Annotated in this window: 17 protein-coding genes; 8 read left to right on the forward strand and 9 right to left on the reverse strand. The window is 72.0% G+C overall.

Annotation, left to right across the window (positions count from 1 at the left end; genetic code table 11):
- The first annotated feature begins 293 nt into the window (after positions 1–293).
- Positions 294–1244, forward strand: coding sequence for a sulfotransferase (locus tag OIE51_RS22985; RefSeq protein ID WP_326599678.1), 951 nt, complete (start codon positions 294–296; stop codon positions 1242–1244).
- Here the strand turns inward: OIE51_RS22985 and OIE51_RS22990 are convergent.
- The 3 genes from OIE51_RS22990 to OIE51_RS23000 are packed head-to-tail and all read right to left on the reverse strand — an operon-like array spanning position 1232 to position 3265.
- Positions 1232–1789, reverse strand: coding sequence for a glycosyltransferase (locus tag OIE51_RS22990; RefSeq protein ID WP_326599680.1), 558 nt, complete (start codon positions 1787–1789; stop codon positions 1232–1234). The two genes, OIE51_RS22985 and OIE51_RS22990, sit on opposite strands and share 13 nt — an antisense overlap.
- 1 nt (position 1790) lies before the next feature.
- Positions 1791–2315 (reverse strand): hypothetical protein, encoded by a 525-nt coding sequence (locus OIE51_RS22995; protein ID WP_326599682.1) that lies wholly within the window; start codon positions 2313–2315, stop codon positions 1791–1793.
- On the reverse strand, positions 2312–3265 hold the full coding sequence (locus OIE51_RS23000) for a sulfotransferase (RefSeq protein ID WP_326599683.1): 954 nt from the start codon (positions 3263–3265) through the stop codon (positions 2312–2314). Before OIE51_RS23000 ends, OIE51_RS22995 begins: the two co-directional genes overlap by 4 nt.
- Positions 3266–3501: 236 nt before the next feature.
- Between OIE51_RS23000 and OIE51_RS23005 the strand changes: the two genes are divergently transcribed.
- A complete protein-coding gene (locus tag OIE51_RS23005) occupies positions 3502–5070 on the forward strand; it encodes a lipopolysaccharide biosynthesis protein (RefSeq protein ID WP_326599684.1) in 1569 nt (522 codons plus the stop codon).
- A 550-nt stretch (positions 5071–5620) separates the two neighbouring features.
- Here OIE51_RS23005 and OIE51_RS23010 read toward each other — a convergent pair.
- Positions 5621–7117 (reverse strand): hypothetical protein, encoded by a 1497-nt coding sequence (locus OIE51_RS23010; RefSeq protein ID WP_326599685.1) that lies wholly within the window; start codon positions 7115–7117, stop codon positions 5621–5623.
- A gap of 329 nt (positions 7118–7446) precedes the next feature.
- On the opposite strand from OIE51_RS23010, the gene OIE51_RS23015 reads away from it, so the two are divergent.
- The 4 genes from OIE51_RS23015 (at position 7447) to OIE51_RS23030 (ending at position 12496) form a co-directional block, all read left to right on the forward strand.
- Entirely contained in the window at positions 7447–8424 is a 978-nt protein-coding gene (locus tag OIE51_RS23015) for a glycosyltransferase family 2 protein (RefSeq protein WP_326599686.1), read from the forward strand.
- The gene (locus OIE51_RS23020; protein ID WP_326599687.1) at positions 8424–9707 is read left to right on the forward strand and encodes an O-antigen ligase family protein; all 1284 of its coding nucleotides are present in this window, start codon (positions 8424–8426) and stop codon (positions 9705–9707) included. The genes OIE51_RS23015 and OIE51_RS23020 overlap by 1 nt, the downstream gene beginning before the upstream one ends.
- Positions 9708–9738: 31 nt before the next feature.
- On the forward strand, positions 9739–10791 hold the full coding sequence (locus OIE51_RS23025; RefSeq protein ID WP_326599688.1) for a glycoside hydrolase family 26 protein: 1053 nt from the start codon (positions 9739–9741) through the stop codon (positions 10789–10791).
- A 319-nt stretch (positions 10792–11110) separates the two neighbouring features.
- Positions 11111–12496 carry a sugar transferase gene (locus OIE51_RS23030; protein ID WP_326599689.1) on the forward strand — a complete coding sequence of 462 codons (1386 nt, stop codon included), beginning with the start codon at positions 11111–11113 and terminating at the stop codon, positions 12494–12496.
- A gap of 73 nt (positions 12497–12569) precedes the next feature.
- Here the strand turns inward: OIE51_RS23030 and OIE51_RS23035 are convergent, their stop codons facing one another.
- The 5 genes from OIE51_RS23035 to ectA all read right to left on the reverse strand — a co-directional run bounded on the left by OIE51_RS23035 (position 12570) and on the right by ectA (position 16905).
- Positions 12570–13415 carry a sulfotransferase family protein gene (locus OIE51_RS23035; RefSeq protein WP_326599690.1) on the reverse strand — a complete coding sequence of 282 codons (846 nt, stop codon included), beginning with the start codon at positions 13413–13415 and terminating at the stop codon, positions 12570–12572.
- Positions 13416–13568: 153 nt separating this feature from the next.
- Positions 13569–14468, reverse strand: coding sequence for an ectoine hydroxylase (gene thpD, locus OIE51_RS23040; protein WP_326599691.1), 900 nt, complete (start codon positions 14466–14468; stop codon positions 13569–13571).
- Between the two features lie 36 nt (positions 14469–14504).
- Positions 14505–14900 carry an ectoine synthase gene (locus OIE51_RS23045; RefSeq protein WP_326599692.1) on the reverse strand — a complete coding sequence of 132 codons (396 nt, stop codon included), beginning with the start codon at positions 14898–14900 and terminating at the stop codon, positions 14505–14507.
- Positions 14901–14981: 81 nt separating this feature from the next.
- The gene (gene ectB / locus OIE51_RS23050; RefSeq protein WP_442812076.1) at positions 14982–16244 is read right to left on the reverse strand and encodes a diaminobutyrate--2-oxoglutarate transaminase; all 1263 of its coding nucleotides are present in this window, start codon (positions 16242–16244) and stop codon (positions 14982–14984) included.
- A 118-nt stretch (positions 16245–16362) separates the two neighbouring features.
- A complete protein-coding gene (gene ectA / locus OIE51_RS23055) occupies positions 16363–16905 on the reverse strand; it encodes a diaminobutyrate acetyltransferase (protein WP_326599693.1) in 543 nt (180 codons plus the stop codon).
- Positions 16906–17484: 579 nt separating this feature from the next.
- Between ectA and OIE51_RS23060 the strand changes: the two genes are divergently transcribed.
- Both OIE51_RS23060 and OIE51_RS23065 read left to right on the forward strand, forming a co-directional pair.
- The gene (locus OIE51_RS23060) at positions 17485–18576 is read left to right on the forward strand and encodes an amidohydrolase family protein (protein WP_326599694.1); all 1092 of its coding nucleotides are present in this window, start codon (positions 17485–17487) and stop codon (positions 18574–18576) included.
- A 183-nt stretch (positions 18577–18759) separates the two neighbouring features.
- The gene (locus OIE51_RS23065; RefSeq protein ID WP_326599695.1) at positions 18760–19791 is read left to right on the forward strand and encodes an SCO1860 family LAETG-anchored protein; all 1032 of its coding nucleotides are present in this window, start codon (positions 18760–18762) and stop codon (positions 19789–19791) included.
- The last annotated feature ends 3 nt before the right edge of the window (positions 19792–19794 follow it).

Raw genomic sequence — 19794 nt, forward strand, 5'->3', positions numbered from 1 at the left:
CCGGGTGCCGGACCGGCGGGAGCGCCGGAAGGCGGGCCGCCAGGGCACAGCGTGTGGCCGCGATACTACTGTTGTCAAATGGAAACTGTTGTGGGTTGGTCAACAATGGCGGGAAACGCGGAGCCGGTGACGGCCTGTTGTCGCCGCCCGGGGGTAGGGGCTACCGGTCGGCGGCTGCCGCCGCTAACATTTGCCGCACCGCAATTCATGACAAACCGCACCAACTGCGACGACACCCTGACCCCGGCCCCGTGGCTCCCGCCGCGCCGGCACCGAGAGAGCGTGTGATGACCATGACCGTGACGCGACCGATCCTCATCACCGGTCTTCCCCGCAGCGGCACCAGCTGGGTCGGCAAGATGCTCCAGGCCGGCGGCGAGGTGGTGTACGTCAACGAGCCGCTCAACCCGAGCCGCCCGCCCGGCCGTTCCCCCGGCGTGCTCAACGCCTCGGTGACGCACGCCTTCCAGTACATATGCGAGGACAACGAGGCGCCCTGGCTGCGGGCGTTCGGCGACACCACGCGGCTGCGTTACCGCACGCTCGCCGAGCTGCGCGCCAACCGCGCGCTCCCCGATCTGGCCCGGCTCGCCAAGAACGCCTCGGCGTTCACGGTCGGCCGGGTGCGCGGGCGGCGGGCGCTGCTGGACGACCCGTACGCGGTGCTGTCGGCGGCCTGGTTCGCCCGGCGGCTGGGCGCGGTCGCGATCGTGCTGATCCGCGATCCGGTGACCTGGTCGGGGAGCTGGCGCAAGCTCGGCTGGACGACGTACTTCCACGAGCTGCTGGAGCAGCCGCTGCTGATGCGCGACCTGCTGGGCGAACACGCCGACGAGCTGCGCGCGCTGGTGGGCAGTCAGGACGAGCTGGCGAAGAACGCGGCGCTGTGGCGCGTCACGTACGACGCGATCGACGCGATGCGCAAGGACGTCGAGTCGCTGCACGTCGTGCGCTACGAGGACCTGGCCGGGGACCCGGAGACGGGCTTCGGCGAGCTGTACGGCACGTGCGGGCTGACCTGGGACGCCTCGGCGCGGCAGGCGGTGCGGGCGGCCACGCAGGCGGAGAACGCGCCGACGCGGGCGATGTCCTGGAGCCTCAGGGGTGGCCTGTCCCGGACGGCCTACCAGCCGATGGACAGCAAGGCGGCGCTGGTGACGTACCGGGAGCGGCTCACCGAGGAGGAGATCGCCCGCGTGAAGGAGCTGACGGCGGACGTGCGCGCCCGCTACTACGCGGGCTGACCGCGCCGCCGCAGCGGGAGGAGCGCGCGGCGCGGCGGCCGGACCATCAGCTCGTCGACGAGCGTGCCGAACCGCCGCACGGTGTCCGGCAGTTCGCTGACCCCGGCAGTGGCGACGAACGCCTCGGGCCGGTCCAGCGCGGCCGTCAGCAGCAGCCGGAAGTCCTGCTCCGTGGCCGCGGTCCGGATCAGCCCGGCCTCGTCCAGCCGCCGGGAGAACCGCACTTGGTGGTCGTCGATGTGCTCGCCCAGTTCCGGGCGGCGCGGCACGACGATGGGCACCTTGCCCACGCCGCGCGCGTCCATGATCGAGCCGGGGCCGCCCTGGCAGACGATGACCGCCGACCGGCGCAGAGCCGCCTGGAGTTCGGCGTGCGGCATCATCGCGGTGGCCTCGATGCCAGGCCCGGCGGCCGGTGGCGGGGTGAAGCCGTGCTGCACGGTCCAGCGCAGCGGGGGGCGTTCGGCCTGCCACCGTTCGATCCAGGTCATCAACCGGGTGAAGTGGTGGTGGTCGGTGCCGACCGTCACCAGGACGCGGGACATCTCACATCACCTTTCCGACGACGACCGAGCCGTCGTACAACTCGCGCTGGTCTTCCCACTGGACGAGGAAGAGATCGGTCACCGGCCGGCACAGCCGGCCGGTCACGGTCCTGCTGTCGATGCGGTCGAAGACCTCCAGGTAGGCCGTGCGCGTGCCGCGCAGCCGGGCCACCCAGAAGAAGGGGACGGCGACCCCGGCGCCCGAGCTGACGACCAGGTCCGGCGCGTACCGGGGGATGAGGCGGAGGGCGAGCCACAGGTTCCGCAGGAGGTTGGGGATGTTGCGGGTGGTCGGGTGGTAGGCCCAGCGGACGTTCTCGCCGTCGAGCAGCGAGCGCGCGTCGGTGGTGTCGAACGTGACCCACATCCGGTCGTGCCGGCCCCACCAGGGGGCCAGCTTGTGGAGCTGGGCCAGGTGGCCGCCGGCGGAGCAGACGATCAGCACCCGCAGGCGCCGTTCGCTCTTCCCGGTCCCGGTCCCGGTGTCGGTGTCGGTGCCGGTGTCGTGCCGGCTCGTGTCGCTCATCGAGTCGTCTTCCCCCTGAGGCGGTAGCCGTAGCGGAGCATGCCGGGCGTGGTGAGGGCGGTGACGACGGCTCGGTCGCCCGGCGCCATCGCCGACCGCCAGGCGTCGTCCACGCGCAGCGGGACCGGGCCGCTGGTGAAGCGCATGGGATTGCCGGAGACGCTGTGCTCGGCCGACAGCCGCAGGCCCGCGTCCTGGACGAAGTCGAGGTCGGCGGGCCGGATCTCGCGACCGGCGAGGGCCGCGATCCGGGTCAGCGTGGCGGCCGGTTCGGCGACGAACCGCTCGTAGCGCAGCCCCATGGCGTCCCCGTGCACCAGCCGCAGCACGTCGAAGAGGCCGTTGAACGCTGTCCACCGCGCGGCCAGCTTCGGCACCGGGATCTTCGCCATGTAGGACTCGCCCTCGACGACATCGGGTCGCTTGACCTTCTTCGCCCACGAGTGCGCCACGCCCCGGCTGTCGCGGATGACGTGCAGCAGTCGCAGGTCGACGGACGGGACCTGACGGAGCGTCGCGGCGTAGGAGACGTGCTTGGAGGAGTCGACCACGACCGAACAGCCGCTCACCTCCTGGATCGCCGCGTAGAGCCGGCCGAGGAGGGCGGTCAACTCGCCGAGTCTGCGCCGGAAGTCGCGGCTGAGGCCGGGCCGCAGGAGCTGTGGAAGGTAGCGGGTCCGGTCCACCTCGTGCTGGAGGGCGGCGACCCGGGAGGGGTCGGCGGCCTCCCAGCCGCCGAACGCCCGCTTGCCGACGTCCGTCCAGAAGGGGCAGTCCAGGAACCGGCTGCCGCAGCCGCACAGTTCATTCCGGGTCGCGCCCCGGGACCAGAGGAAGACCAGTTCGCCGACGTGGAAGAAGCCGGGAAGCTCGCCGAGGGCGCGGGAGAGGACGGTACTGCCGCTGCGGCCCAGTCCTCCGATGTAGAGCACGCGGACTCGATCCACCATGCGAAGAAGTCTCGGGGCGGCACGAAGTATTAACTAGTATTACGACAGTAAGAACACACAATAAGAACATGTATGGATGGGGTGCGACCGGGAAATGCGAGGGCGCCGGATTCCGTACCGATCCGGGAATACGGCCGATCCTGGCCTTCGGACCCGTCGCACAAGCTACTACGCTACCCCCGCCCGGCCCGGGCGAGAGCCATGAGGCGACCCGAGACGACGAGCGAGGCGATTCCGTGACGGCCCCGACCGCTCCGTCCGCCACCGAAACCGCCGCGGAGACCCGCGCCGTGGCGCGCAGCGGCGCGCTGGGGCTGCTCGGCGCCGGGGTGGCGGCCCTCGGTGGGTTCGCGCTGACCGGCGTCGTCACGCACGGTCTCGGTCCGGCCGGCGCGGGCGTCTTCTTCTCGGCGTTCGCGCTCTTCACGATCCTCGCGGCGGTCGGCACGGCGGGCGCCGACACCGCGCTGCTCTACACCGCGACGCGCGGCCGGGCACTGGGCCGGGTCGCCGAGCTGCGCCGCGTGATGGCCATCGCGTTCGGCCCGGCCGTGCTCGCCGCCACCGCGCTGGCCGTCGCCCTCTACGCCGCCGCGCCCACCTTGGCCCGGCTGCTGATGGACGAGGAACACCGGGACCAGGGCGCGGACTTCCTGGCCCTGCTCGCGCCGTTCCTGGTCTGCGCGATCACCGGCCTGATCGCCGTGCAGGCGACGCGCGGTTTCGGCGGGCTGCGGATCTATGTGGGCCTCCAGCAACTCGCCCTGCCGCTGGGCCGGGTGCTCCTGGTGGCGGCCGTGCTGGCGTTCGGGGCCCGCGGGTTGGCGGTGCCGCTGGCCTGGGCGGTCCCGCTGCTGTTCACCTGCCCGCTGGCGCTGTGGGCGCTGTACGGGCAGCTGCGGCGCACCGAACGCGCCGCGCCGCCCGCCACCCACCCGGCGCGTCCGGTGGGGGTGATCGCGAGGGAGTTCTGGTCGTACGCGGCCGGGCGGGGCTTCGCGCAGGCGTTCACGCAGTCGATCGTCTGGTTCGACGTGATCATCGTCGGCGCGCTGCGCTCCGCCCACGAGGCCGGGATCTACGCCGCCGCCAGCCGGTTCGTCACCACCGGCACGCTGGTGATGCAGGCGATGCGGCTGGCGATCCAGCCGCAGCTGGGCGCGGCGCTGGCGGTCGGCGACAAGCGCCGGGCGCAGGACCTGTACCGGATCTCGACGCAGTGGATCACGGCGTCCTCCTGGCCGCTCTACCTGGTGCTCGCGACGTTCGGCCCCCAGGTACTGCGGGTGTTCGGGGAGGACTTCGCGGCCGGCGCCGACGCGCTGAGCGTCCTGTCGGTGGCGATGCTGCTCAACCTGGCGACGGGGAACGTCAACACGGTGCTGCTGATGGCGGGCAAGAGCCGCTGGACGGCCGTCAACACCGTCGTGGCGCTCGCCGTGAACGTCGGGCTGAACCTGCTCCTCGTGCCGGACCACGGCATCGTCGGCGCGGCGCTCGCCTGGTCGGCGAGCATCGTGTGCGAGCAGGTCATGGGCATGTACGAGGTGCGCGTCCTGCTCGCCCTGCGCGGCCACGGCCACGGCTTCGCCCTGTCGGCGGTCCTGGCCACCGTGATCTTCGGCGGCCTCGGTCTGGCCCTGCGCCTGATGGCCGGCACGGACCTGTGGGTCCTCCTGACCTACCTGGGCCTGGCCCTCCCGCTCTACGCCGCCGCCCTGTGGCGCTACCGCGCCGTCCTCGAACTCCCCGCCCTGCTCGGCGTGGTGCGCGCCCGAGCCCGTCCCGGCGTCCGGGCGGAGTGACCCCCTTATCCCGAAGCAGTGGTGCGCGCCCGAGCCCGTCCCGGCGGCTGACTGTGACCGCGACGCGGTTCTGCGGCGACGGCGACGGCGACGGCGACCGCGATGCGATCCTGACGGCGACCGTGACCGCGACGCGGTTGTGACCGCGACCGTGACCGCGACGCAATCCTGACGGCGACGGCGACGGCGACGGCGAACGCGACCGTGACCGCGACGGCGACGGCGACCGTGACCGCGACGCGATCCCGACCACGACCGTGACCGCGACGCGATCCTTAACGGCGACGGCGACGGCGACGGCGATGTGGTTCTGACGGTGGCCGTGACCGCGATGCGGTTCTGACGGCGGCCGTGACCGCGACGCGATCCCGACCACGACCGCGACGCGATCCCGACCACGACCGCGACCGCGACGCGATCCTGACGGCGACGGCGACGGCGACGGCGACGGCGTACGCGACCGCGACCAGACTGCGACTGCGGACGCGGTCTTGACCGCGCACGCGACCCCGCGACCGCGTCCGCCGCCGCACGCGACCGCCGCCGGGGGTCAGGCGCGGGTGTGGCGGGCCTTCCGGGTGGGGGCCGGCACGACCAGGGCGCAGCCCGCGATCGGGGTGTCGAGGCGTTCCAGGGCCGTGGCCAGGGAGGCGAGGTCGGCGGTGGCCGTCTCGCGGGACCGGGCGACGAGCACCGCCGCGCCGGCCGTGCCGGCCAGGGTGATGACCTCCGAGGGGGTCAGGTCGCCCGAGGAGTCGAGGACCACCCAGGCGCCCCCGTCGGTCAGTTCGGTCACCAGCGTGCGGAACTCCTCGCCCGCGATGACGTCTCGCAGCCCGCCGTCGGTGGCTTCGCCGTGGGCCACGCGCAGGCCGGTGACGGTGGTGGTGTGGAGGGTGACCTTGCCCGTTCCGCCAGCCGCCGCCAGGGGCGCCAGGGCGGGGGCCGCCGCGCCGCGCCAGCCGGGGGTCAGCAGCACCACGTCGCCGAGCGCCTCGGCCAGCGCGGTCGCCAGGTTGGCGCCGGGGAGCGCGCGGTGGGCGGGGCCGGTGAGGTCGGCGACCAGCAGCACCCGGGTGCCACGGCGGCGCAGGGCCGGGACGAGCAGTGCGCGCAGCATCCGGTAGGACTCGGCGGCCGGTCCGGCCGGGTCCTCGACCAGCGCCAACGACGCCGTCCCGACCGGGATTTCGGCCAGCAGCGGGGCTCCGGCGGCCTCGCCGGCCCCGCGCCCGCTCCCCACCCGGCGGTCGAGCCGGTCCCGCGCGAACGCCGCCGCCACCGCCAGCACGAGCGCCGCGAGCACGCCGCCCGCCAGGAACAGCGTGTCGTCGGCCGGGGAGCCGGCCGCCGCCCGGTCCGCCTCGTCCAGCACGCTGCCCGGCTCGAACGACACTGCCCGCAGGTCGCCGCGCCGGTCGGACAGCGCCTGCACGTCCCGCAGCGCAAACTGCCGGTCGGCGTCGGCCTCCCGAGCCTGGGCCGACCCCTCCACCGCCGACGCCAACGCCTCCTCGGCGGTCAGCAGGGCGGCCCGCGCCTCGTCCAGCGCCTCCTCGACGTCGCGCAGCATCTCTTCCTGCCGCGCCCGCGCGTCGGCCTCCCGGTGCGCGAGGTAGGCGGTGGCGAAGGCGTTGACGCCCTCGATCGCGGCCTGCTGGGAGCCGGCGTCGTAGGTGAGCCGGAGCGTCGCGGTGTCGCTCGACGGCGTCACCGCCAGGTGCGCGCGCATCGCCTCGGGCGAGCGCCCGCCCGGCAGAGACGCGGCGGCGAGCCCGGCCACGTCGGAGGAGCGCGCGATCTGCGCCTCACTGTCCGTGTTCACGAGCTGGTCGGGCGTTCGGCCCGAGCTGAACGGGTCCGTCCCGACCGGGCTGACGCGGACGAGGCTCGTCGCCTCGTACGACGACGGCGCCAGCGCCGCGTAGCCCCCGACGGCTCCGACGCCGAGCACGGCCACGGCGAGCACCGTGCGCCACCGGTGCCGGGGCACCTCGAAATACCGCCGCACATCGACGGATCGGACGTCAGGCGTCGTGCCACTCATGCCACTCATGAGAACCTTTGCTCGCGCTTTGCTTGCATATCGACATATGAGCACTTCCGGCCGCCCGGGTGAGGCCGCACCGTGCCGCTGGGGCGTTCCGGAGGAGATCTCGTGAATACGGTGGGTGTGTGGTCACCGTATTAACAACTCCGAGCGGGGAATAGGGCGGTGTCACGCGGTCCGGCCGAATGCCCGCATCCATCCCCGGTGATGCAGGATGATAATCTCACCGCCTCGGTCTCTGGCAAGTAAATGAGACGTGTATCCGGCCCCAGCTCATGCCGGAGACCAGAATCCGCAAGCGCCCGGTAAGCGATGAGGTCACACCCATGAGCGAAAGCGCCGTGGCACCGGAGTCCCCGGCAGCGACGACCAAGCCCGCCCCCACCGTCAGCGTCGTGGTCCCCACCCGGGACCGCCCCGAGCTGCTGCGCCGGGCGGTCACCGCCATTCTGGGCCAGCGCTACGACGGCCCCATCGAGTGCGTCGTCGTCTTCGACCAGAGCGATCCCGCCGAGGTGGACGTCACGACCGCCACCACCGCCACGACCGGCGGCGACCGCACCTTGCGCTACCTGCGCAACGACCGCACCCCCGGTCTGGCCGGTGCCCGCAACACCGGCATCCTCGCCGCCACCGGCGAACTCGTCGCGTTCTGCGACGACGACGACGAGTGGTTGCCCGGAAAGCTCAGCGCCCAGGTCGAGTTGCTGGCCCGTCACCCCGAAACACCCCTGGTCTCGGCCGGGATCATCGTCAGCTACGGCGACCGCGACATCCCCCGGCTCGCCCCCGACCGGCCGCTGGGCCGCGCCGACTTCCTGCGCGACCGGATCATGGAGGTGCACCCCAGCACCGTCCTCGTCCGCCGCGCCGTCCTGCTGGACCGCATCGGACTGGTGGACGAGGACATCCCCGGCGGATATGGCGAGGACTACGAGTTCCTGCTGCGCGCCGCCGACGCCGGCGGCATCCGCGCCGTGCACCAGCCGCTGGTCCGTGTCCTGTGGCACGCGCGGTCGTTCTTCTTCGACCGCTGGAAGATGATCATCTCCGCGCTGGACTACCTGCTCGAAAAACACCCCGACTTCCGCACCGAGCCGGTCGGCATCGCCCGCATCGAAGCCCAACTCGCCTTCGCCCACGCGGGACTCGGCGACATGCCGAGCGCCCGCCGCTGCGCCGCCCGCGCGTTCCGGCACAACTGGCGCGAACAGCGGCTCTACGCCGCCCTGCTGGCCAGCACCCACCTGGTGAAGGTCGACACGATCGTCAAGCTCGCGCACCGCGCCGGCCGAGGGATCTGATGCCGGGCTCCCTTCCTCGCTGGCCGCTGTACGCGCTGTTCGTCGCGTTCCCGCTCTGGTGGACCCTCGGTCTGGGCGACATGATCTGGCCGCTGGTCGCCATCCCGATGACGGTCCTGCTGCTGCGCCACGGCGAGCTGCGCGCGCCCAAGGGCTTCGGCCTGTGGCTGCTGTTCCTGGTCTGGCTGCTCGCCTCGGGCATCCAGATCGACACCGGCGGCCGGATGATCGGCTTCCTCTACCGGGCGCTGATCTACCTCGCCGCCACCGTCATCTTCCTCTACGTCTACAACGGCACCGAACGCGACCTGCCCGCGCGCCGTGTCGCGCTCGTCCTCACCGCCTACTGGGCCGCCGTCATCGCCGGCGGCTACCTCGGCGTGCTCCTCCCGCACGGCTCGCTCGACACCCCCATGGCCCACCTCGTGCCCCAGGGCCTGCAACGCAACGAGCTGGTCGCACACATGGTCAACCCCCGCTTCTCGCAAGGCAATCCGGACGGCTTCTGGCAGAACGAGCCACGCCCGTCCGCCCCGTTCGCCTACACCAACGGATGGGGTCACAACTACGCCGAGCTGATCCCGTTCGTGCTGGTCGCCCTCGCCCACCTGCGGCGCGGACCGATGTTCCGGCTGATCCTGGTGCTGCTGCCCGTCTCGCTGGTCCCGGCCTTCCTGACCGTCAACCGGGGCATGTTCGTCGCCCTCGGCCTGGGCCTGGGCTACGCCGCCCTGCGGATGGCCGGCCGCGGCAACGCCAAGGGCCTGCTCGCGCTCGGCACGCTCCTGGTCGCCGCGCTCGGCGTCAACCTCGCCATCGGCGTGCAGGACCGCGTCTCCGATCGCGTCTCCAACAGCGAGACCAACCAGACGCGCCTGGCCGTCTACCAGGAGGCGTACGAACGCACCCTCGACTCACCGCTGTTCGGATACGGCGCGCCCCGCCCCTCGGTGCTCGGCGAGGGCGTGCCCGCCGTGGGCACCCAGGGCCAGTTCTGGAACGTGCTCTTCTCGCACGGCTTCGTCGGCGCCGGGCTGTTCCTCGGCTGGTTCCTGTGGCTGTGCTGGCGCACCCGCCGGGCGCCCACCGGCACGGCGCTGTGGACGCACGTCGTCGTCGTGATGACCACGGTGATGATCTTCTACTACGGCCTCATGGACTCCGGCCTGGTCATCGTGATGATCGCCGGGGCGCTCGCCCTGCGCGAGGCCGAGAGCCATCCACCCGTCCGGGCCAGAGCCGCGCCGCTGCTCGCGCCGGAGCCCGTCCCGGCTCCCCTCTGAGGCCCTCGACACCTGTGAGGAACCAACGGTCATGAGCGACAACGTGTCCGCCCGCCGCTCGCCGCGCCGCCTGTGGCGGGTACTGGCCGCCGCGGCGTTCGGCTTCGCCACCCTCAGCGCGCCGACGTTTCCCGACCCCGAACCCGAACCGGCACCCGAACCCGCCGCGCGGTGCCCGCTCGACGAGAACCTCGTCCCCGCATGCGGCCTGCTGTGGGGGATCTACACCACCGCCGCGAACCGGGGCCAGGACCTCTACACCACGGTGACCAGCATCGAGTCCGACATCGGCCGGACCGTCGACCTCGTCCACCGCTACCACGACTTCTCCGGCACCGGCCGCTCCGGCGTCTTCCCCGACGAGCACGAGCGGCGGCTCGGCGCGGACGGCTCCCGCGTCCTCCTCCTCAACTGGACGACCCGGATCCACGGCGAGGACGACCGCGCCCGGTGGGACGACGTCGCCGACGGCGCCTACGACGACTCCGTCGTCCGCCCCGCCGCGCGCCGGCTGAAGGAGTGGGACCAGCCCGTCTTCCTCGCCTTCGACCACGAGGCCGAGGGCAAGCGCCATCCCGACCAGGGCGACGGCGCGGACTACGCGCGCGCCTGGCGCCACATCCACGACGTCTTCGAGGAGGAGGGCGTCGACAACGTCACCTGGGTGTGGATCACCGTCGGCTGGCTCGGCCACCAGGAGACGATCGCCGACTTCTACCCGGGCGACGACTACGTCGACTGGATCGGCTACGACCCCTTCAACTACTACGTCTGCCGGGACAACGAGTGGCGCTCGCCCAGCGAGACGATCGGCCCCTGGTACAACTGGCTGATGCGCAACGGCTTCTCGGACAAGCCGGTGATGCTCGCCGAATACGGCACGGTCGCCGACCCGGAGAACGAGCGGGCGCAGGCCCAGTGGTACCGCGACCTCGTGCCCGCGCTGAGCAAGTACCCCAACATCAGGGCCGTCAGCGTCTTCGACACCCACAAGGTCTGCGACACGCGCGTGTCCGTGCGGCCCGGGGTCCTCGACGCCTGGGGCGACGTCGGCCGGGACCCGTACGTCTCCCGCCGCCGCTGACCGGTCCCGCCCGTCCTTCCCTTGTCCGCTCACCAGGTCCTTGTCCGTTCACCAGGAGAGAGAGCCCAGCCATGATGCCGTCACCACGCTCGTACGCCCGTTCCTGTCAACGCCCCGCCCGGGTACGGCGGGCGCACCGCCCCTCGGCCGGGAGCCGTTTTGTGGCGATAGCCCACGCATGATGTTCCGCGGCCCACGACAGGGCGTCCTGCCCCTGCCCGCCCCCCTCCCGCCGGCCCCGGCCCCACCCCCGTCCCGCCCGGGGCCCCGGCGGGGGAGGGGCGCCGCCAGGACGCACCGCTGGAAGCGCCGGTACACCGTGCTCCTCCTCGGCATCGACGCCACCGTCGCCGTCACGGCCGGGGCGGCGGCCTCGGCGACCCGGTTCGGCGGCTTCGGCACCGGGATCGGCACCGGCTACCTCCTCTTCAGCGTCACCGTCTTCCCGCTGTGCTGGGTCCTCGCGCTCGCGATGAGCCGCGCCTACGACCCGCGCTTCCTGTTCATCGGACCCGACGAGTACCAGCGCACCCTTCTCGCGGGCGCGGCGCTCACCTCGGCCGTCGCGGTCGTCTCCTACGCCGCCAAGCTGGAGATCGCACGCGGCTACGTCGCCCTCGCGCTGCCGGGCGCCCTCCTGCTCGACCTGCTGTGCCGCTTCGCCGTCCGCAAGTGGGTGCACCACAACCGGGCGGAATCGGCCCGGTTCATGCAACGGGTCATCGCCGTCGGATACGAGCGCTCCATCGCCGTCCTCGCCACCGAACTGCACCGGCACCGTTACCACGGCATGCGCGTCGTCGGCGCCTGCCTGCCCCCGCACCGGCCCCACCGGCAGCGCGTCGCGGACTGCGACATCCCGGTCTACGGCCGCTTCGCCGACATCGCGGAGGTGGTGGAGCGGACCCACGCCGACACCGTGGCGGTGCTGTCCTGCCCCGAGCTCCAGGGGCCCGAACTCCAGCGGCTGGCCTGGGAGCTGGAGGAGAGCGACGTCGATCTGCTGGTCGCGCCCGCGCTGATCGACGTCGCCGGACCGCGCACCACCATCCGCCCGGTCGACGGCCTGCCGCTGGTGCACGTCGACCACCCGACGCTCTCCGGCGGGCGGCGGGTGGCCAAGGAGCTGATCGACCGCGCCGGCGCCGCGGTCGCGCTGCTCCTCCTCGCGCCGCTGCTCCTCCTCATCGGTCTCGCGATCCGCCTGACCAGCCCCGGCCCCGCGCTGTTCCGGCAGACCCGGATCGGCAAGGACGGGGCGCCGTTCACCCTGCTGAAGTTCCGCTCCATGTACACCGAGGCCGAGAGCCGGGTCGCGGAGCTGCGGGCGGCCAACGACCACGACGGCGTGCTGTTCAAACTCCGCGACGACCCGCGCGTCACCCCGCTCGGCAGAACGCTGCGCCGCTACTCACTGGACGAACTGCCGCAGCTCGTCAACGTCGTGGCCGGCCGGATGTCCCTGATCGGCCCGCGCCCGCCGCTGCCCGACGAGGTCGAGCGCTACCCCAGCGACATGTACCGGCGCCTGGTCGTCAAGCCGGGTATGACGGGCCTGTGGCAGGTCAGCGGCCGGTCCGACCTCTCCTGGGAGGAGTCGGTCCGCATCGACCTGCGCTACGTGGAGAACTGGTCCCTCGCCCTGGACGCGATGATCCTGTGGCGCACGGTCTTCGCGGTCCTGCGGTCGCGCGGGGCGTACTAGCGGCGCGTACCGGCCCCCCAAGACCCACGCCCGCCGCCGCGCGTCCCGCGCGGCGGCGGTCCCGTGTCCGCCCTCAGGCGGCGGGGCGCGGGGAGAGATCGGCCGGGGGAACGCGGTCGATGTCGGTCAGGCTGTATCCGTAGGCGTTGGCCCGGTCCTCGAAGCGCTCGCACAGCCGGCGGAAGCGCCTGCGGTTGAACGGGTCGGTGGCCTCGGCCAGATGGAGCCAGCGCGAGCGGTAGCCGCCGCTCCGGTCCTGCACGGCACCGGTCGGGATCGGGCCCGACAGGCCGAGGAAGTCCCGCACCCGGTCCAGCGTTTCGCCCGGACTGGCCACCAGGCTCTCGTACGTGAGCAGGTGCAGATGCCCGATGCTCGCCGCGTCCTCCCGGAGGAGGTCGTGCGCGCGGAACCAGTTCTCGAACAGCGTGGAGAGCCGCGTGCGCGGCGCCCACTTCTTTGTCGAGAGGGTGACGATCGCCGGGTGCCGCATGATCACGATGAAGCGGGCCTCGGGGAAGAGCTTCTGGAGGAAGCGCGTCATGACGAGATTCGCGGGAGACTTCTCCACCAGGAATTCACGGTCCAGGTCCCAGTACCGGCTCCAGTCGGCGATCAGCCGGTCCCGGTTGGCCGGGTCCGCCAGCGGCGACGTCTCCGTGATGTGGGCCGCCGGGGACAGCGCGAACCGGCCGGGACCCGAGCGCGTGCGGGCCGCCGCCGTCGGATAGACCGACTGGAGATACTGGCCCTCGTCCTCCATCGCGCCCGTCTCGTGGAAGCCGCTGACCTGCGGATGAGCGGCCAGGGTGCGGGCCAGCGGCGTGGTGCCGCTGCGGTGCAGGCCCCCGATGAAGACGAACCGCTGCCCGGGGCGCGGCACCTGCCCCGACACCGTGTTGGTCACTGGATCTGTCACTGCGCAATCCTTCGCGAGTCGTAACGTCGCTTCGCTTCCCGCCGATTCTGTCGCATCCGCGCCATGCCCCGGCGTCTGTCCCCGAGTTGGCGGCCGGGCCCGGACCCCGAGGGGGAGGGGGGCCGGGCCCGGCCGTGGCGACCCGTTCCGCGCTCAGCGGACCGGGGTGAAGTCCCGCGCGCCGATGAACTCCGGGCGGCGCACGGGGGCCGCGAACGGCTCGACCGCGGTGTTCTCCACGCTGTTGAAGACGATGAAGACGTTGCTGCGCGGATACGGGGTGATGTTGTCGCCCGAGCCGTGCACGCAGTTGCAGTCGAACCACGTCGCCGAACCGGCCGGGCCCGTGAAGAGCTTGATCCCGTGCCGGTCCGCGAAGCCGGTCAGCGCCTCGTCGGAGGGCGTGCCCGCCTCCTGCATCCGCAGCGACTTCTTGTAGTTGTCCTTCGGTGTCTCACCGGCACAGCCCAGGAACGTCAGGTGCGAGCCGGGCATGATCATCAGGCCGCCGTTGGTGTCGAGGTTGTCGGTCAGCGCGATCGACACCGACACCGTCCGCATCCTCGGCAGCCCGTCCTCGGCGTGCCAGGTCTCGAAGTCCGAGTGCCAGTAGAAGCCGCTGGCGCCGAACCCGGGCTTGACGTTGATCCGGCTCTGGTGCACATAGACGTCCGAGCCCAGGATCTGCCGGGCGCGGCCGACCACGCGCGGGTCGCGGACCAGTCCGGCGAACACCTCGCTCATCCGGTGCACTTCGAAGACCGATCTGATCTCCCGCGAGGCGGGCTCGACGATCGAGCGGTCGTCGGCGCGCACGGCCGGGTCGGCGATCAGCCGGTCCAGCTCCGCCCGGTAGGTCAGCACCTCCTCGGGGGCGACGAGCCGCTCGACGGCGGCGAATCCGTTCCGCTCGAAGGCGGCCAGTTCGTCGGCGGCGAACGGGCCAGGGGTCCCTGGCGTGGACCACACCACGGGGTCCTGGCGGGGCGTGGCCACTTCGGTCCGGCCCCGGGTCGGGTACAGGTCGGTGGTGCGCTCGGGCGTGGTGGTCATCTGGACAAACTCCCTTACGGTCAGTCGCTCCGGGACTCAGCTCTCGGTCAGCAGCGGGTAGACGCCGTTCTCGTCGTGGTCCTCCCGGCCGGTGACCGGCGGGTTGAAGACGCACAGCACGCGGAAGTCGGTCTTCGGGCGCAGCGTGTGCCGCTCGTGGCCGTCCAGCAGATACATCGTGCCGGGCGTGATCCAGTGCTTCTCGCCGGTCTCGTCGTTGGTCAGCTCGGCCTCGCCCTCGACGCAGAACACGGCCTCGACGTGGTGCGCGTACCACATGGAGGTCTCCGTGCCCGCGTAGAGCACGGTCTCGTGGAGCGAGAAGCCGACCTTCTCCTTGGCGAGGATGACGCGCTTGCTGCGCCATGTGCCGGAGGCGGATTCGACGTCCCGGTCGGTGCCCTCGATGTCGGCGATGGATCGGACGATCACAGGTGCTCTCTTCCTTTCACTTCACTCTCGGTCCGGCGTCTTGCGGTCGCGCGTCACTCACGTCACGCACCTCACCTCGCGTCACTCGGTGTCGCGCACGGCCCTGGCCAGTACGCGCAGGCCCTCGTCCAGCTCCTCCGGGGTGATGGTGAGGGCGGGGAGCAGCTTGACGACCTCGCCGCGCGGTCCCGAGGTCTCCAGCAGCAGCCCCAGCTCGAACGCCCGGTGGCAGATGGCCTCCGCGCGCGCCGGATCGTCGAACGTCAGGCCCCAGACCAGTCCCCGGCCCCGGTACGCGCCGCCCGCGTGCGCCTGCTCGGCGGCTATGACGCGCAGCGCGGCCTCGGTCTGCTCGCCGCGGCCGATGGTCTGCTTCTCGGTCTGCCCGTCGGCCCAGTAGACATTCAGCGCCGCCGCGGCCGTCACGAACGCCGGGTTGTTGCCCCGGAAGGTGCCGTTGTGCTCGCCGGGCTCCCAGATGTCCAGCTCCGGCCGGAACAGCGTCAGCGACATCGGCAGCCCGTAGCCGCTGATGGACTTCGACACCGTGATGATGTCGGGCACGATGCCGGCCTCCTCGAAGGAGAAGAACGGCCCGGTACGCCCGCAGCCCATCTGGATGTCGTCGACGATGAGCAGCATGTCGTGGCGTCGGCACAGGTCGGCCAGGCCGCGCAGCCACTCGGGCCGGGCGACGTTGACGCCGCCCTCGCCCTGCACGGTCTCGACGATGACGGCGGCGGGCTTGTTGAGCCCGGAGCCGGCGTCATCCAGCAGCCGCTCGAACCAGATGAAGTCCGGGGTGCGGCCGTCGAGATAGTCGTCGAACGGCATCGGGGTGCCGTGCACGAGCGGGATGCCGGCCCCGGCGCGCTTGAAGGCGTTGCCGGTGACGGCGAGCGCGCCCAGCGACATGCCGTGGAAGGCGTTGGTGAACGAGATGATCGACTCGCGGCCCTTCACCTTGCGGGCCAGCTTCAGCGCGGCCTCCACGGCGTTGGTGCCGGTCGGACCGGGGAACATCACCTTGTGGTCCAGGCCGCGCGGGCGCAGCACGAGGTCGCGGAAGGATTCGAGGAACGCGCGCTTGGCCGTGGTCGACATGTCCAGGCCGTGCGTGATGCCGTCGCGCTCCAGGTAGTCGAGCAGGGCCCGTTTCAGGACCGGGTTGTTGTGGCCGTAGTTGAGCGAGCCGGCGCCCGCGAAGAAGTCGAGGAAGGGGCGGCCGTCCTCGTCGTAGAGGTAACTGCCGCGCGCGCGGTCGAAGACGACCGGCCAGCCGCGGCAGTAGCTGCGCACCTCCGACTCCAGGGTCGTGAAGACGCTCGGCTCGGTCTGGAACACGCTGGGCTCGGTCTGGGCGATGGTCACGGCGTTCTCCTGGATCAGGGTCTTTCGGTGCGGGGTGGCGGGGCGAACGGGGCAGGGGTGACCGGAGCGGGGGCGTTGGGGCGCCGAGGCGTCAGGGCGCCGACGCGGGCGCGGGAGCCAACGGTCCGATCCGGTACAGCACTTCCGGCTGGTGCCCGCGCTCCGGGAAGGCGGCGGCCTCGAACAGCACCTCGCGGGTCAGGGGCGCGCGGTGCCGTTCGGCGAAGGAGGCGAAGAGGCGGTCGGACGCGGCGTTGTCCGGCGTGACGGTGGTCTCGACGGCGCGCACGCCCAGCTCGCCGGTCGCCCGGCGCGTCAGCGCGTCCAGCATCGCGGCGGCCAGGCCGTGCCCGCGCCGCCCGTGGTCGACCGCGACCTGCCAGATCAGCAGCGTGCGCGGGACGCGGGGCCGGGTGTATCCGGTGATGAAGCCGACCGGGACGCCGTCCGCGTCCCTGGCCACGAGGGAGGTGTGCGCGTAGTCGCGGCACCACAGCAGATAGCTGTACGACGAGTTGAGGTCCAGGACCCGCGAGTCCCGGGCGATGCGCCAGATGGCGGCCCCGTCGCCGGGACGGGGGCTGTCGAGCGTGAGTCCTTCGGGAATTTCCAGCAAATCGTGGGCGGCGGTCATGTCGATTCAACCTACCCACCGAGCATTCGAATCGCACCGTCCTCAGGGGTTAACAGAACAGGGGTCGGTGTGTTACCGCGCGGGTGCGGGGTTCCGGCGCCGCGTACGGCGAAACGCCCCACTCTGGCCGTTAGTTACCGGACAAAGCGGGCGCCGATGTGGAGTGCGTCACACCGACGTAACTCCGTTGTGATCTCCGTGGATTCCGTGAAATCCCCGTTTGGCCGCCGGGAAAGCGGGCAGAAGCCCGCCCGCGCAGTGTGTCCCGGCACGCTGGGGAAACCCGCGCCGAATTGCGCGTGGAAACGAGGGGAACGAGCGGAACGCGGGGGCGACGAGAGTGCGGGAAAGGCTGCGGCCGGGCGCCCCGGGGGAGTTCGGACTATTTCCCCTCCGGCGGGGTCGGGCACGCTCCGGTCGGTGCCCAGCGCACCGCGTGGTCGCCCGGCTCGCGTCCCGGCGGCAGCCGAGCCGGGAGCGCCCGAGTGGGACCTCTTCGCGTGACGAAACGGTGGCGAAGGTGAAGAAACGTTTTGCTCGGGGACCGCGGCGGTGACCCCGACGGGCGGGCATGTGACGATGGGGCGCGTGTCTGTACTGCACATCAAGGGACGAGTCCTCGTCGGCCCCGGGGACGACGTGCGGGACGAACTGTGGGTGATCGGCGGGCGGATCAGCCACGAACGGCCCGCAGCGGCCCGGGACGTCACCACGCTCGACGGCTGGGTGCTGCCCGGCCTCGTCGACGCGCACTGCCACGTGGGCCTGGACGCGCACGGCGCGGTGGACGAGGCCACCACCGAGAAGCAGGCGCTGGCCGACCGGGACGCGGGCACGCTGCTCATCCGTGACGCGGGCTCGCCGGCCGACACCCGGTGGATCGACGACCGTGCGGATCTGCCGCCCGTCATCAGGGCCGGGCGACACATCGCCAGGACCCGGCGTTACATCCGCAACTTCGCACACGAGATCGAGCCGGCGGACCTGGCCGCCACCGTGCGCCGCGAGGCGCGGCGCGGCGACGGCTGGGTCAAGATCGTCGGGGACTGGATAGACCGCGAGCACGGCGACCTCACGCCCTGCTGGCCCGCCGACACCGCCCGCGCGGCCATCGCCGCCGCCCACGAGGAGGGCGCCCGCGTCACCGCGCACTGCTTCGCCGAGGACTCGCTGCGCGACCTGGTCGAGGCCGGGATCGACTGCGTCGAGCACGCCACCGGGCTGACCGAGGACACCATCCCGCTCTTCGCCGAGCACGGCGTCGCCATCGTGCCCACCCTGGTCAACATCGCCACCTTCCCCCGGCTCGCGGCGGGCGGCGAGGCCAGGTTCCCCCGCTGGGCGGACCACATGCGGCGGCTGCACGAGCGCCGGTACGACACCGTGCGGGCCGCCCACGACGCCGGGATCGCCATCTTCACCGGCACCGACGCGGGCGGTTCGCTCCCGCACGGGCTGATCGCCCAGGAGGTCGCCGAGCTGGTCGCCGCGGGCATCCCGGTCGAGGACGCGCTCGGCGCCGCGACCTGGCGCGCGCGTGCCTGGCTGGGCCGGCCGGGACTCGCCGAGGGCTCCCCCGCGGATCTCGTCGTGTACGCGGCCGACCCGAGACAGGACGTGCGCATTCTGGCGGAGCCGAGTCATGTGGTGCTCAGGGGACGCATGTTCTGATAAGCGGCGCGATTGCCCCCTGTCAACCATGTGATTAAAACTCACCTGATTGTGTGAAGTTACAGGAGACTACTGACGTTTGAGCGTTTAAACGTCGATGATGGCCGCGTCCCTGTTACCGGTGCCTGGATTCCCCTGTCCGGTCGCCCCGGTGACGTCATGCCATATCAAGGGGTTCCACACGTGTACAACTCTGCCTACCGCCGACTCGGTTCACGCCGGTCGGCGGTGTTGGTCGCCACCACCGCCGCGCTGCTGGGGTCCGTCTCCCCGGCTCTCGCGGACGACGGTGACCAGGATGAACGGGGCACGGCGAGCGCCGCGGTGCTACGCACCGGTCTGGATGTCTCGCTGTTGAGCGGCACCGCTCAGGTGCCGCTCAACGTAACGCTCAACGAGGTGACCGCTCCGGAGAGCGAAAGTGAAACCGTGCTCAGCGCCAGCCTGGACGGTGTCCAGGACGGCGAGTCCTTCGAGGTGCTGCGGGCCGATGTGGCCGCCGCCAGCGCCGAGTCGGACGAGGCGGGCTCCCGCGCCGAGGTCACGCTGGCCGAAGCGAAGGTCCACGTTCCCGGACTTCCGCTGACGTCGGTGATCGAGCTCGAAGCGGTGACCGCCAGTGCGATCTGCGCCACGGGGGAGGCGCCTGTCGCTGAGGCCGACTTCGGGGCCGAGGCCCTGGTGCTCGGCCAGCACGTCGACCTGACCGTCGAGGGCACCACCGAGGTCACCGTGCCCGGTGTGGGCCAGGTGACCCTGGCGCTGTCCAAGACGGAGACCACCGACACCACCGCCGCGGCCACCGCCCTGGACCTCATGGTGTCGATCAACCCGGCCAACCTGAACGTCGCGACGGTCGACGGTCACATCACCCTCGCCGAGGCCGAGTGCACCACCGCGGCCGGCACGGGTGGTTCGGCCTCCGGTGGCTCGGCCACCGAGGGCTCGGCCACCGAGGGTTCGGACGCCGGTACCGCCACCGAGGGCACTGACGGTGACGACGCCGGCTCCGCCAGCGAGGGCACCGACGGGGACGACACGCAGTCCGTCTCCGGTGGCAGCAGCGCCGATGGCGACGGTACCGACCTCGCCGAGACCGGCAGCGACTCCAACATGCCGCTGCTCGCGGGTGGCGCCGTGGCGCTGCTCGGCGCGGGCGCCGGGGCCCTGTTCCTGGCCCGTCGCCGTGCCGCTCGCACCACTGCCGCCGGCTGACAG

It is taken from the genome of Streptomyces sp. NBC_01803 (genome assembly GCF_035917415.1).
In the GTDB taxonomy this organism is placed as follows: domain Bacteria; phylum Actinomycetota; class Actinomycetes; order Streptomycetales; family Streptomycetaceae; genus Streptomyces.